This is a genomic window from Limosilactobacillus sp. DJ3M12 (assembly GCF_947381695.1).
GTDB lineage: Bacteria > Bacillota > Bacilli > Lactobacillales > Lactobacillaceae > Limosilactobacillus > Limosilactobacillus kinnaridis.
In genome coordinates this window covers 1-15,852 of sequence record NZ_CANCWY010000029.1, presented here as the reverse complement: position 1 = coordinate 15,852, position 15,852 = coordinate 1, and the positions used below count along the sequence as shown (strand labels likewise).

11 protein-coding genes are annotated in these 15,852 nt (G+C 34.1%); 10 read left to right on the top strand and 1 reads right to left on the bottom strand.

The features are described 5' to 3' along the window. The 4 genes from QOS06_RS09885 to QOS06_RS09870 all read left to right on the top strand — a co-directional run. On the top strand, positions 1 to 987 hold a 987-nt coding region (locus tag QOS06_RS09885), incomplete at its 5' end, for a glucosaminidase domain-containing protein (protein ID WP_283595970.1). A gap of 206 nt (positions 988 to 1,193) precedes the next feature. Next, entirely contained in the window at positions 1,194 to 2,471 is a 1,278-nt protein-coding gene (locus QOS06_RS09880; protein WP_102816650.1) for an NlpC/P60 family protein, read from the top strand. 62 nt (positions 2,472 to 2,533) lie between these two features. Continuing rightward, entirely contained in the window at positions 2,534 to 3,109 is a 576-nt protein-coding gene (locus tag QOS06_RS09875; RefSeq protein WP_087215988.1) for a hypothetical protein, read from the top strand. Between the two features lie 73 nt (positions 3,110 to 3,182). Next, positions 3,183 to 4,301, top strand: coding sequence for an AI-2E family transporter (locus QOS06_RS09870; protein ID WP_191338854.1), 1,119 nt, complete (start codon positions 3,183 to 3,185; stop codon positions 4,299 to 4,301). Between the two features lie 43 nt (positions 4,302 to 4,344). On the opposite strand, the gene QOS06_RS09865 is transcribed toward QOS06_RS09870, so the two are convergent. Then, positions 4,345 to 5,814 (bottom strand): LCP family protein, encoded by a 1,470-nt coding sequence (locus tag QOS06_RS09865; RefSeq protein ID WP_191338853.1) that lies wholly within the window; start codon positions 5,812 to 5,814, stop codon positions 4,345 to 4,347. A 185-nt stretch (positions 5,815 to 5,999) separates the two neighbouring features. Here QOS06_RS09865 and QOS06_RS09860 point away from each other — a divergent pair, with 185 nt between their 5' ends. From QOS06_RS09860 to QOS06_RS09835, 6 genes are all read left to right on the top strand, one after another. Further along, complete coding sequence (locus tag QOS06_RS09860; protein WP_191338852.1) at positions 6,000 to 7,577, top strand: peptide chain release factor 3; 1,578 nt, start codon at positions 6,000 to 6,002, stop codon at positions 7,575 to 7,577. Positions 7,578 to 7,727: 150 nt separating this feature from the next. Next, positions 7,728 to 9,290: a putative glycosyltransferase family protein gene (locus tag QOS06_RS09855; protein ID WP_191338851.1), complete on the top strand. Its 1,563-nt coding sequence runs from the start codon at positions 7,728 to 7,730 to the stop codon at positions 9,288 to 9,290. A 6-nt stretch (positions 9,291 to 9,296) separates the two neighbouring features. Beyond that, entirely contained in the window at positions 9,297 to 10,913 is a 1,617-nt protein-coding gene (locus QOS06_RS09850) for a hypothetical protein (protein WP_191338850.1), read from the top strand. A gap of 77 nt (positions 10,914 to 10,990) precedes the next feature. After that, entirely contained in the window at positions 10,991 to 12,415 is a 1,425-nt protein-coding gene (locus QOS06_RS09845; protein WP_283595966.1) for a KxYKxGKxW signal peptide domain-containing protein, read from the top strand. Positions 12,416 to 12,501: 86 nt separating this feature from the next. Continuing rightward, positions 12,502 to 13,596 (top strand): acyltransferase family protein, encoded by a 1,095-nt coding sequence (locus tag QOS06_RS09840; protein ID WP_087215970.1) that lies wholly within the window; start codon positions 12,502 to 12,504, stop codon positions 13,594 to 13,596. A 53-nt stretch (positions 13,597 to 13,649) separates the two neighbouring features. Beyond that, positions 13,650 to 15,719: an Lreu_0056 family protein gene (locus tag QOS06_RS09835; protein WP_283595965.1), complete on the top strand. Its 2,070-nt coding sequence runs from the start codon at positions 13,650 to 13,652 to the stop codon at positions 15,717 to 15,719. Positions 15,720 to 15,852 lie beyond the last annotated feature (133 nt).

Here is a 15,852-nt window from a genome sequence, read left to right as displayed (position 1 = left end):
AATGGTCAAGGACAACAGCAAAAAAATTATTTCTTAAATGAAAATAACCATACTTATTATTTCCAAGCAGATGGAACACGCTTAAATGATGGGTTCTATAGTAACTGGGGTAGGACTTATTATTTCCAAGCAGATGGAAGCCGTTTAGATAATAATTTTTACACAAACTGGGGCCGTACCTACTACTTTGGTGACGATGGCGCTCGGTGGGATAACCGTTTCTATAGTAACTGGGGTCGTACCTACTACTTTGGTGACGATGGCGCCCGATGGGATAACCGTTTCTATAGTAACTGGGGTCGTACCTACTACTTTGGTGACGATGGCGCCCGATGGGATAACCGTTTCTATAATAACTGGGGTCGTACCTACTACTTTGGTGACGATGGCGCCCGATGGGATAATAGATTTATGAACGCCTTTGGTAATGTTTATTATTTTGGTAGTGATGGATCTAGGGCCACGAATACTACAATTAACTTAGGCTATGGAGACTTAACCTTTGATAATCAAGGTCGATTAAGTTCAAATAATGCATTTATTGGTAGTATTGTTAATGGTGCAATTCAAGGATGGGCACAGCATCAAATTTTACCTTCACTAACATTAGCTCAAGCGATTTTAGAAAGTGCATGGGGAAAATCAACGCTAGCATCAACGTACCATAATCTATTTGGTATTAAAGGTAGTTATAATGGTATGTCAGTCAATATGCCAACATATGAAGAATATGGTGGTCGAATGGTATTGATTAACGATGCATTCCGTCGTTATCCAGATAACAATGCCAGTGTTCAAGATCATACTGATTTCTTAATTAAAAATAGTCGGTATCATAACTTAATTGGTGTTCGTGATGCTAACACGGCTACTTACTTAATTCGAGCCGATGGATATGCTACTGCATCAACTTATACTAATTCTCTAAGAAATGTTATTAATACTTATGACTTGACACGTTATGATCGTGTAGCATTTAGTTTATAATTTTTTAGATATATAACATGGCAACTTATACTTTTATAGTGTAGGTTGTCTTTTAGTTTAAATGTAACGTTTTCATTACATTACTATTGCAAACATTATTGTTACTTAACAATGTACCTTAGTTTGCCTATAAGTTCTTTTTTTATGATAAAGTAATAATCGTTAAATTTATCGAAAGAAAAAACGGAAGGTAGGATTCATTAATAATGGAAGAACAGAAACACTACAAAATGTTTAAGAAGGGTAAAAATTGGTGCTACATGGCAATTGCTACCGTAGCAGTTGCTTTTGGAGTATCAACTACTAGTGTAGCAAATGCTGATACTACAGATACTGTTGCTACACCGGTAACTTCACAACAAGTTGAAGTTTCTGATCAAACGGTTACTAATGAACAAAACGAAGTAAGTACAGATACCACTTATCAAGCACCACAACAAGATGCTAACAATGGAAATCAAGCTTCTAATCCAGTTGCAGTAACACCACAAGCTACAGATAATCAATTAAATGGTTGGCAACAACAAGATGGTAATACCTATTATTACAGCAATGGTCAAAAAGCCACTGGTGTTCAAGATATTAATGGTGCACAATATTACTTCAACGATCAGGGACAACAACAAAAAGATTACTTTTTAGATCAAGATAACCATACTTATTACTTCCAAGCAGATGGAACCCGTTTAAATAATGGCTTTTATAACAATTGGGGTCGTACTTATTACTTCCAAGCGGATGGAAGCCGTTTAGATAATGGCTTTTATAACAATTGGGGTCGTACTTATTACTTCCAAGCGGATGGAAGCCGTTTAGATAATAATTTTTATAACAATTGGGGTCGTACCTACTATTTTGGTGATGATGGTGCACGTTGGGATAATAAATTCATGAATGCATTTGGACATACCTACTATTTTGGTGATGATGGTGCACGTTGGGATAATAAATTCATGAATGCATTTGGACATACCTACTATTTTGGTGATGATGGTGTTCGACTAGATAACTCTATCTATAGTAATTGGGGGCATCAATACTACTTTGGTAATGACGGTGCTCTAATTCAAAATAGTGATGTAACGGTTAATGGTAAGAAATACCATGCTGATGCTGAAGGAATTTTGTCAGAAAAGAATAATGTAGATTCCAAAGTTGATCGCGCTTTGTCACAACGAGGTGTACCGTATGTATGGGGGGGAAATACTCCTGCTGGATTTGATTGTTCTGGGCTAGTTCAATGGGCATATGGATTAGGTTCTAACTACCGAACCACTTACCAACAAGCCACTCTCGGTACACATCAACGTGATGTTATGAATGCTCCTAAGGGCTCGCTACTATTCTTTGGTAGTGATAGTGCCCCTTACCATGTTGCTATTTCATTGGGTAATGGTTCCTATGTTCATGCGCCAGAACCAGGCGATGTTGTAAAAGTTGGATATTCTCGATACTTTAAGCCAAGTTTCTTTATTACTTTATAATTTTTAGTAGATCAAAAATCTGTTATAATAACTAAATAAAGAATAACAAGGAGAAAGTATAAATGAAAATCAAAAAATTATTTGCTACTATTGCAGCTGGATCATTAATGTTAACATTAGCTGCTTGTGGAAGTAGTTCATCTCAAGAAAATTCACAGAGTAGTTCGGATGTATCTTCAAGTAAGGTAACTAAAAAGCATACAGAGAAATCTGATAAGGTTGCTAATAAAAAGACAACTACTAATAAGGAAGATGGCTCTAATTCATCTGCTAGTGATGCGACGAATTCATCTCAAAATGATTCTTCCACAAGTACCAATAGCTCCTCATCTATGAAGTATTCCGTATCAGGTACTTCGTCAGTAGAAAGTGGAGCGGGTGCAACATCAACTGTTAAGCAAAACTCCAGTACTTCTTCACAGGCTACAATGACAGCAACTGATGCACGTAACATTGTTAAAGAACATATTGGTAATCAATTAAATAATCGTGGAATTGCAGGTCAATCAACAAGTGATTTACCATCTATTGATTCTGTTGATGGTTATACTGCTACACAGAATGGTACTAATAATTGGACTGTTAGTGGAAATGGTCATACGTACCACGTGACTGCAAATTCTGTTACAGAAAATTAATTTTATAATTTAAAAGAGTTAGTGAGTCTTTTATAATAGACTTACTGATTCTTTTTTCTTTTAGGGAGTAACTATGTCTAAGCAAAAATTTTATCATTGGCTGTTTTGGCCGTTGCTATTACTAACAGTGGCAACTCTAATCTGGATATGTACAAAAATTCAGTTTATTTTTCAGCCGTTTTTAACATTTATCTCAGTAGTTTTTGTTCCATTGATTATCTCGGGATTCCTATATTATATGCTAAATCCAGTCTTAAAGCTTTTTATGAAGATCAAAATTGGGCGTTTTCATATGAATCGTGGGATTGCTAGCTTATTAATCGTACTTTTATTGATCGTAATTGTTGTTGGTGGAATTGCCATGTTAATTCCACCAGTTGTAAAGGAAATTTCAACATTAGTACGTAATATGCCGCAGACAGTCACGGGAATTCAACACCTTATTAATGATACAATTGAGCATTCATTCTTGCGAAATGTGGATCTAAATGCATATTACCGACAGTTTGATCACCAACTAGCAGGATATGCGCAAAAGGTTTTGCAAGGCCTATCAACACGGGTCGGGGATATCATTGGTATGCTGACGAACGTGACAGTGGTAACAATTACTGTTCCGGTAATGCTATTTTATATGCTTAAGGATGGTTCTAAACTTATTCCAAGTATTCAAAAATGGCTTTCTCCCCACCATGCTAAAGAAGTAAATGACTTGCTTGGTAAAATGAATTCAACTCTATCTTCCTATATTTCTGGACAAATGATTGAATGTTTATTTGTCGGTGTATTTACCTCAATTGGTTACGTTATTATTGGTCAGCCGCTGGCAATTGTTCTCGGAATTGTTGCTGGTTTGACTAATATCATTCCATATATCGGACCTTATATCGGGATTGCTCCAGCATTATTTGTTGCTTTAACGATGGCACCAAATAAGATCATTTGGGTAATTGTGGTGGTGATTATTGTTCAACAAGTTGATGGAAATATTGTTTATCCTAATATCATCGGGAAAACGCTTCAGATTCACCCATTAACAATCATTATGTTATTACTTGCTGCGGGCCATATTGCTGGAATCGGGGGGATGATTTTATGTATTCCATTCTATGCCGTTATCAAGACTATTTGTGAATACTTCTTTGATATTTATCGAATTGAACATCCTGTTGATAAAACTAAAAATGAATAATAAAAAAGCATTTTCGTCCAAATTTTGCGAAAATGCTTTTTTATTAATAATACCGATGTGTATATCCATAATGATTACCATATGTTGGATGGGTATAAGTTGAATGATAACCATTATAAGTGTGGTATTGAGGGGTAGAATAATGATGCTGGATAGGAGCAGTCGGTGTTTGATTTCCAGTTGTCGGAACTGCTCGAGATTCACTATAGCTTTCATTGTTACCCGCTGTGTATGTTGAAGATGATTCATTCTCATTTGTACTCCGTCGGGATGAACGAGAGCTGCCAATAACTTCATCACTTCCATTACCACTACCAGGATCATTGTAACTGGCACCACCAGGAAGGATAAAGTCAGTCTCATTGTAGCCATTATAGTGTGGTTGTGACTTGTACATCTTCGTTTCGTGGTTAACAACGTTCTTAGCCTTTAAGCCAAGTTGAGCTCGTACCAGTTTTGATACCCGGTTAATTTCTTTAGGACTAGCAATCTGGAAGGAGACTCCTTCGATCGTTGCGTTTTGTCCTTGGAAATGGTAGGTCTTAACATTGTTCATTGCGCCGTGGTAGTTACCATACAAGGTCGCAATATCATCAATTGGAATATTGGTCTTAACGCCATCCCCAACAGCATCTAAAATCTTGTTAGCTGCACCAATTGAACCTGAAGCCTTGAACTTATTAATGACACTCTTTAGAATTTGTTGTTGCCGTTTTTGACGACCATAATCATTATTTGGATCATCATACCGCATCCGGGAATACTTCAACGCATTTGCGCCATTAAGGTGTTGTTTACCTTTCTTGAAGTGGTGGCCTTCGTAGTCAAAGGCAAATGGGTTATCAACTTCGACTCCGCCAACGGAATTAACAACTTTTTCGAGAACCCCCATGTTAATAACCGCATAGTAATCAATCGGCACATCAAGTAATTCTGATACTTGTTTTACAGTTTGCTTTGGTCCATTGATTGAATAAGCAGCGTTGATTTTAACGTAATCAGGGCCATCACTAGTCTCAACCCGTACTAGGATATCACGAGGAATACTAGTCATAGTAATTGTTTTCTTTTTCGGATTAATAGTAAATAGTTCCAAAGAGTCGGTATTACCACCCTTGTTACCACGATCTAAAGCCCCGACATCTGTTCCCATGGCCAGGACGGAAACTGGTTCACCTTTTTGTAACTTTTTACTAATTTTTCCATCACCAGCGCCAAACACCCCTTTGGCAACTGAGTGAACTTTATGATATTCGTAAAACCCGCCGGCCACTACTAGACAAATTAATAACCCAATTAAAGCGCGTACCCAATTTGGCGTTCGGTAGTGATGCTTTTTTGGTGGTTGATAATCGGGTGACGATTGTTCTTCTTCTCGTCGCAAACGATTTTCATGTCTGTTGTGTGCTTCCTCGCGTTCTCGACGCTTGCGTTCATTAACGTCACGTTGGATACGTTCTTCCATCCGTTTACGGTAATGTTCCCGCGATTCGTTGTTATTGTTATTATCCATATACTAAGTACCTCAATAAAAATAAGTTCTAACTTTATTAATATAGCAGAAAATTAATCCTAAGTTCAAATATATCTCAATACTTTAAACTTTCTGTAACTTTTTTAAGAATAGACTTTCCTAAAAAAGTGTAATAATATAGTAGAGATATTTCACGAGAATAAAATAAGGAAAGGAAAAAATTAATGTCACCAAAAGAACTTGCTGAAGCAGTTAATAAACGGCGTACGTTTGCCATTATTTCTCACCCGGATGCCGGGAAAACAACGATTACTGAACAACTCTTACTTTTTGGGGGAGTAGTTCGTGAAGCCGGGACCGTTAAAGCACGGAAGACCGGTAATTTTGCAAAATCAGACTGGATGGAGATTGAAAAGAAGCGTGGAATCTCTGTTACCTCATCTGTTATGCAATTTGATTTCCAAGGTAAGCGGATCAATATTTTGGATACTCCAGGGCACGAAGATTTCTCTGAAGATACTTATCGGACATTAATGGCGGTGGACTCCGCTGTGATGGTTATTGATAGCGCGAAGGGGATCGAGCCGCAGACTAAGAAGTTATTCCAAATTTGTAAGATGCGGGGAATCCCGATTTTTACTTTTATGAATAAATTTGACCGGGATGCCCGTGAACCACTTGACCTTTTAAATGAAGTTGAAGACGTATTAGGAATTGAGACTTACCCAATCAACTGGCCAATCGGTTCTGGTCACCAGTTTAAAGGAATCTATGACCGCTTTAACCATCGTATTGCCTTGACTCACCCAGCTGATGAAAATAATCCTTACTTACCATTAGATGAAGACGGTAATGTTAAGGGCGATAACCCATTAGCTGGTGATGGTGAATGGCAAGATGCAATGGACGGCATGGAACTGGTTGAAGTTGCCGGTAATGAACTCGATCAAGAAAAGATTGCCAAAGGGGACCAAACACCGGTCTTCTTTGGATCTGCTTTAACTAATTTTGGAGTTCAGACTTTCTTGGAGACCTACTTACAGTTTGCCCCTGCACCAAGTGACCACAAAACTGAGGACGGGGATGTTGTTAAGCCCCTTGATCCCGAATTTTCTGGTTTTGTCTTTAAGATCCAGGCTAACATGAATCCTCGTCACCGTGATCGAATTGCCTTTGTTCGGATTTGTTCCGGTGAATTTGATCGGGGGATGGATGTTACATTATCACGGACTAAGAAGCCAATGCGGTTATCAAATGTGACAGAATTTATGGCCGATACCCGTGAAAATGTTGAGACAGCTGTTGCCGGTGATATTATCGGTTTATACGATACCGGAAACTTCCAAATCGGTGATTCTATTTACAATGGTAAAAAAGATATTCAATTTGAAAAGTTGCCACAATTTACGCCAGAACTATTTGTCCGTGTTTCTGCTAAGAATGTGATGAAACAGAAGTCCTTCCACAAGGGAATCAATCAATTAGTTCAAGAAGGGGCCGTCCAGCTTTACCGGAGTTATTCTACTGGTGATTATATTCTTGGTGCAGTTGGTCAGCTTCAATTTGAAGTGTTCAAGTTCCGGATGCAAAATGAATATAATTCAGAGGTTGTGATGGAACCAATGGGAACTAAGACTGCCCGGTGGATTGATCCAGACCAATTAGATGAAAAGATGTCGTCATCACGAAATATCTTAGTCAAGGATATCCATGATCAGCCACTATTCTTATTTGAAAATCAATTCGCCGAAAATTGGTTTAAGCAAAAGTATCCAGATGTGAAGCTAACGGCGAAGTTATAGAAATGATTATTAGAAATTAAAAGTAGAGAAGGGATTCTTATTCATAAAGAAACCATATTAAGACTACTAATTATACTTTCTTTTATAACTTTAAGTATAATTTTTATTATTCCCCTTCAACAATATCACGTTATTTTTTCTGCTGGAGATATGCCCTATCATATCAATAGAATTCAGGAACTAACAGATAATATAAAGGAAGGGAATTGGTATCCTTACTTATATTCTCATCATTTTAAGGATACTGCTTATTTATTAGGAGTTTTTTATCCACAATTAACTTTAATTCCCTTTGCATTAGCGTGTCTATTAGTAAAAAATTATGTAACTGGAATTTACATTGGAATGTCGCTTTTTTCTTTTTTGACGATGATTAATGTATATGTAGTTATGAAAAAGTTAAAAAGGACACAGTTAGAAAGCTTTTTAACCAGTGTTGTTTATTGTTTTTGCACTTATAGATCAATAAATGCTTTTTCACGTTTTGCCTTGGGTGAATATATTGGTATGACTTTTATACCTCTAGCAATGTATGGATTATATGCCATATTAGTAGGAAATAGAAGAGATTGGGTATTTTTACCGATAGGTTTATCATTCACATTACTATCGCATGTCTTAAGTACCTTTTTATGCATTTGTATTTTGATAATCATTTTTATTACATGCATAAAAGGGGTAAGAGATATTAAGCGATTAAAAGCATTAATTCTTTCGTGCTTTTTATTTGTGTGCAGTTCGGCAATTTTTATTTTTCCATTTTTGGAGCAGGAAAGCTTTAATAATTATAATCAACCGAGTCCTACGTACATGCCAGGTTTTGCGCCTAATTTGTCAACATTATTAATGAATTCCCTTTCAAATTTATTAAGTGTTTTCCAAGTTTCAAACTGGTGGGAAGTTTCAAATGTTGGTTTCGTTTTGTTGCTAGCATTTCTTTGGGGAATTATAAAATTTAAGCAATTAAATTTAGTCAATAAATTTTTTGTTATATGTGGGGGAATGTTATTTTTAGTTTCCTCAAGTATTTTTCCATGGAGTATTTTTATGGCGACTCCAATTAGAGTTATTCAATTTCCATTTAGATTATTGGAAATTGTTTCAATACTGCTATCTCCAATAGCCGGACTTATGTTAACAAGAGTTATTAACTATGCAAAAGAAACTCGATTAAAAATGATCACGTTTATTGGAACTATCCTATTTATCGTGTTGCCTTGGTATTCGAGTATTGAAACATTTACTCATCTTGGAAAGAATCAAAATAATAACTTTTATAATGGCATGATATATTCAGCAAAATCACATGATATGACTAATTGGTGGTTAGATCAATATACCCCACAAATGAATAAGGAAGATTACAATAAAATAATTAATCATAAGGCTACTGTAGATGGCAAGGTAGTAAAGTTAAAAAATATTAGACCTATTTCGAACGGGATAGTTTATTTTGATAATGATATTAGAAATAAACATAAAATTACGTTGCCTGTTGCTCAGTATAAGAATCTCAAAGTATATCAAAAAAATAAAATGAAAAAATATGATATGAAAAAAGCAAGTTTAATTACTATAAAAAATACTTCAAATTTACCAATTACTGTGAGGTATATTCCTTCTTTTATAGATAAAATTTCTGTTTACATGAGTATAATTACGTGGTTAGCATTATTAATATATAGCACAAAAAGATATTTTAGGTCTAGGTAGGTAGATATGAATTTATTTAACTCTATAATTGTATCGGGATTACTTGTAGTACTACTTAATTTATTTATCAATGGAACTATAAATAAAAGAATTATTTTAAGTTTTTTAGTGTTTATTGCTGCCTTTTATAGGATTTATTATTTTACATACATGGGTATTAATATGGACGAAGCAATGGTTGGTGTGAATAGTAATAGTTTAGCCAACTGGGGAGTTGATTTAGTACTTAATAAAAATCCGATGTACTTATATGCTTGGGGCAGTGGAATGAATATTCTCTATCCACTTATAGTTGTTCCATTTATTAAGATTTTGGGTTTGTCAATATTTTCAGTGAGACTTCCAATTGTTATTCTTAGTTTGTTTTCAATTATTTATTTTAATTTTGCATTAGAAAAAGCAAATGTTAGATTAAAATTACGAATAGTATTAAATTACTTTATATTTCTTGTTCCATATACGATAAATATTAATCGCTTAGCTATCGAAAGTATGCTTCTTCCAATTTTACTAATCTTATTAATTGGAAATTTCTTTTTGATTGATGCAGATGTAAAAAAAGATTACGTACTTCTTTTTTCCTCCTTTTTATTTACCTTAATGGCTTATAGTTATTCAGGATATTGGGTAATGCTATTTCTGCTAATTCCTTTATTCTATGCATTTTTTATTGTTAAGTTTAAAAGGCTAAAAATAGTAATATTAGGATTGATTTTTAATTCTCTAAGCATGTTTCCTATATTGTTATTTGTTATAGGAAACTATGTTACTCATAGAAGCTATGTTTTATTAAATATTACAATTCCTTATTTGGCTAGTAGTCGGTCATCACAATTTGTTATTAGTGAAACGTCTCATCCCATAAATAATATTTTCAATAACTTAATTAATTTTGTTACTTTAGTAAATACTGGCAATGATGGATTGATATGGTTTAGTAGACCAGGAGAGAATTCTTTAGTTCTAGGTTTGTTTATTTTTGTAATTATTGGTTTAATTTATCTAATTGGTAACAAAAGTACTTTATCTTATTTAATGCTAATACTAGCCTTTTCTACTTTACCAATAATCTTATTAATTAGTAGTACGTTGACACATCTTAATGGCGTTATAATTGTGTTATTAACATTTGCTGCTTTTGGTGTTAATTCGATTTTGAATACAACATATGCTAAGTTGGGATTTAGTATTGCCGCAATAACGGGATTATTGTTTTTTAACTATAACTACTTAAAAAATCGAACTTTAATAAGAAATGATTTTGCACAGTGGTCGAATGTTTATAGTTCAAGTTATGGAAAAGCAATTAAATTTGCAAGTAAAGTTAGCAAAGATCGAGAATGTTATGTTTTATCACAAAGAACGGGTCAATATGTATATTATTTATTTTATTCAAAAATGTCTCCTTACAAATTTAATAAAGAAAAAGGAAAAGAAATATTTGCTGGTGGGCGTGATATAAACTCTTATAATAAAATTGGAAAGTGGCATTTTGATATTAAAGATTTACATACTCTTAATGATAATGGAGTTTATATTATTCCTGGCAATTTAAATATGCAAGCAGTAAATTTGGATCATTTTAAGATAAAAAAATTTAATGATTATACTGTGCTTTATTAAATTTAGATTTTATAAAGACAAAATGATGTTTAGGGTATATAATCAAAGAGAATTTTAATTATATGGGGGAGTTAATAGTGAAAAATAAGGAACACTATAAGATGTTTAAAAAAGGGAAAATATGGTGTTATGTATTTTTAAGTGCACTCACAATTGCTGGAACAACATTTACAGCAAAAACAGTTAGCGCCGATTCAGGATCTGAACCTAGTATGGCTGTATCGGTAGCTTCTACAGATAGTAATCAACATAGCAATTCTTCTATAGAACAAACTAGTGATTCTGGAAGTTTACAAAATGATCTAAAACAGCAAAACGTTGTTAATGGCGCCAATAATGTATCCAAAACAACTGATACAGTTAGTTCAGAAATAGACAATAATAAACAACAACCAATTGCTCCGCAGGCTTCTACTAATTCGAGTACTGTAGTAAATGGTTGGACTAGTGATAAAAAATCATATTATGATAATGGACAATTAGTTAAGGGAATAAAAACTATTGGGCAAAACACATATTACTTTAATGACAGTGGTGTGTTGAATACCGATACATTTTATACTAACTGGGGTCGTACTTACTATTTTGGCGATGATGGTGCTCGTTGGGATAACCGATTCTATAATAATTGGGGCCGAACCTATTATTTCCAAGGAGACGGTGCCAGATTAGACAATGGATTCTATAACAACTGGGGTCGTACCTATTATTTCCAAGCGGATGGAAGTCGTTTAGATAATAATTTTTATAGTAATTGGGGTCGTACCTATTATTTCCAAGCGGATGGAAGTCGTTTAGATAATGGATTCTATAACAACTGGGGTCGTACTTATTACTTTGGAAGTGATGGTGCTCGCTGGGATAATCGGCTATATAATAATTGGGGACACAATTACTGGTTTGGAAATGATGGTGCATTATTGACGAATGGCTTTATAATGCTCTTTGGCAATGATTACTATGCAAACAATCAAGGAATCTTAAATTCAGTACGTTATCAAAGCCAATTTACTCCTATTTATGCTCCTGAAGGTTGTTCAGTTGCTGCTTTACAAATGTTAACAAGCATCAAAGGGATTAATTTACCACTATACTATGCATATACACACCTTCCTCAAGGAGGAGGAGTATTTGGTGGCGGTTTTACTCATATTATTCCTGCTAGAGATTTAGTAAACTATGGTCGCCAATGGGATAGCGGATTAAGAGATATATCAGGAAGTAGTTTATCGCAAATATATAACTGGGTAGCCTCAGGTCATCCTGTAATTTATTATGGCTTCTCTGCTTATGAATCATCTTATGCATGGCGTAACCATGCAAAAGTAATTCTTGGAATAAGCAATGGGCGTTTCCATGTTTATGATCCTTGTTACTATAGTGTTAATTCACCAGCTGGTAGTTCAGGTTCAGGCCCATTTGGACATGGAGCTAATTCATACTTAACCTGGGGACAAGTTGCGGCAGAATATAATGGTAGTGGTGCTGTAACAACTGTTTAACGTTATAAAAAGACTGGCTTGAGCAAAAGAGTGATTTTGCTTTACCGGTCTTTTTTTGTGAAAAAATAAATTATGGGAGAATTCTTTTGAAAAAATATAAACGATTATCTAACTTTGAATTATTGAGAATACTGAGTATGTTTATGATTTTGATTCATCATTTTGCTTATCATGGTACATTTAATGGACAACAATTTGATATGCATAGAGCCTCAGTACAAGTAGTGTATAATTATTTGCTAATTATTGGAAAAGCTGGGGTAGTAGCATTTGTGCTTATTGGGGCCTATTTTTTAAGTGATAAGAAATTTAATTTTAATCGACCAGTTAATTTAATGATTCAAACTATATTTTATAGCTTTGTTATATATTATGTAGTAATCACATGGTTTCCAAATTATATTAAGCCAATAAAAAATGTTGATATGTGGTTACCATTTCCCTTACCAAGTAATTACTGGTTTGTAATTAGTTATATAGTAATGTTATTTTTAATGCCTATTTTAAACATGATTTTAAATAACTTTACGCAACAAAAATTATTGTTAATAATTTCATTTTTATTCTTAATTTGGAATGTTTTTGCAATAATTGGCAATATTTTTCCAGGTAAAATTGATAATATTAATTTTACAAATTATACAGAAAGTAATTATTTTTGTGAACTTTACCTAATTGCTGGTTATATAAGAAGATATAATCCTAATTGGTCTAACAGCCTTTTTATAACAGGTATTAGTTTTATAATTTCAGCTATTTTACCTATTTTGTTAATAATTAGTTTAAATAATAAGAATATGTACAACGTTTTAACACAAAACATGGCAGTATTGAATAATCCGTTTTCACTATTTATGGGTGTTACGCTATTTGTTATGTTTAAGAATATTAACATTGGTCGAATATCTATTATTAATTATATAGCTAATTCGATGTTTGGAGTTTATCTAATTCATGATAATTCTTTCGTTAGAATTATATTATGGAAACATTTAATTAATTCTCAACAATATATACAAAATTGGCAATCTTACTTACTAATGGGATTATATTATTCGTTTCTTGTTTTTATAATCTGTATATTAATCGATTGCCTAAAAAGAATTATCTTTAATAAAGCACTGAATTACGTTAGCAATAAATTGTCATATCGTTTTAATAAATTAACTAAAATAATATAAAGGTATATAATATTATCGAAACTGTATTTAAGAGGATATTGGAGAGGATAGTAATGAAAAAACATTTTAAAATGTATAAAAACGGTAAAAGATGGTGTGTTGCTGCTGTTGCTACAATTTCGCTAGGGCTAGGTATTAGTCTAGGTTCGATAGCGCATGCAGATATGGTGCCTAATAATGAGACACCTGCTGCAGATACTCTAACTACCGGAACTCCTACTAATACTAACCCTCTACAAGGTAATGATAATAGTACTGGAACTGATACTCAAAGTGATAATCAGACACCGGTTAAGCCTGAGGCAACTGAAAATAAAGATGTAGCACAACAAACTATTCCTGAAACAGGAGCTCCTAATACTTTTCCAACAATAAATAATAATACGTATTACTATAACTCAGAAGGACAGCTAGTTAAAAATGATTTCTATAGTAATTGGGGTCGAACTTATTATTTTCAACCTAATGGTGCTCGGCTAGATAATGGTTTTTATAATAATTGGGGTAATACTTATTACTTTGGCGCAGACGGAGCCCGTTGGGATAATCGTTATATGGTTCGATGGGGAAATGCCTATTACTTCGGTAACGATGGTGCCTTAATAAAGAATAAAAGTTTAAATGTTAATGGGAAAGATTACTGGGTAAATAATCAGGGGATAATTCCTTTACGTAATCAATTTTTAACTGCAAATGATAATCAACTTTATTATTTTGATGCAAATAATTCATTAATTACAAATAAGTTCTATCATAATTGGGGTAGTACCTACTACTTTGGCGCGGATGGAGCTCGCTACACTAACCAATTTTTGACAAGAGACGGTAAAGTCTATTACTTCGATAACGATGGAGTAATGTACCAAAATCGTTACTACAAGAACTGGGGCAATACCTATTACTTTGGCGCAGATGGGGCTCGCTACACCAACCAATTTTTAACCAAAGATGGTAAAGTCTATTACTTTGATAACGATGGAGTAATGTACCAAAATCGTTACTACAAGAACTGGGGCAATACCTATTACTTTGGCGCAGATGGAGCTCGTTACACCAACCAATTTTTAACCAAAGATGGTAAAGTCTATTACTTTGATAATGATGGAGTAATGTACCAAAATCGTTACTACAAGAACTGGGGCAATACCTATTACTTTGGTGCAGATGGAGCTCGTTACACCAACCAATTTTTAACCAAAGATGGTAAAGTCTATTACTTTGATAACGATGGAGTAATGTACCAAAATCGTTACTACAAGAACTGGGGCAATACCTATTACTTTGGCGCAGATGGAGCTCGTTACACCAACCAATTTTTAACCAAAGATGGTAAAGTCTATTACTTTGATAACGATGGGGTAATGTACCAAAATCGTTACTACAAGAACTGGGGCAATACCTATTACTTTGGCGTAGATGGAGCCCGGTATACCAACCAATTTTTGACTAAAGATGGTAAAGTCTATTACTTTGATAACGATGGGGTAATGTACCAAAATCGTTACTACAAGAACTGGGGCAATACCTATTACTTTGGTGCAGATGGAGCCCGTTACACCAACCAATTCTTAGATAAAGATGATTCTAATACTCATATTCATTATTTTGATAGTGAAGGTCGGATGTTAGTCAATCAATGGCTTATGTATGAAGGAAGTACAATTTATTTTGATGAAAATGGATATCCCGTAACTGGTAAACAAGATATTAATGGACAAATTTATCTTTTTAATGAAGATGGAGCATTAATTCCAAATGGTATTAATAGAGTAAATTATACTCAATATCTTGGAACACTAGTCGGTCTATATCAGAATGCTGATTGGTTCAAGGATTGTTTGAGTAACCATACGATGTATTATGGAAAAGTTACATCGGGCGTAAATGATGGCTACAGTTTCATTACTGCTAAGGGTGACCCAACAAGTTGGTTCTACTTTAAGGAAATTGAAGACGGGCAGGTGCTTATTAAATATGTAGATCCAACTACAGCTACTGATGTTGCTCATTCGAAATTTGTTGAGAAAGCTATTCCACTGAAGGAACTTACCGCTATTTACAATAATGAACAAAACGAAACTTTGATTAATGATTATGCTAATAAGTTAGTTGCTTATAAATAAAATAATTGTTAATAATAAAGTGGTATTATACATAATTTGAAAATGTATAGTACCGCTTTTTTAGTGCGCCCGGCATGGGTATTAGCTAGGTGGTGAAAGTCCGCTATGGGCCGTAGTAGTCGGAACCATGAGC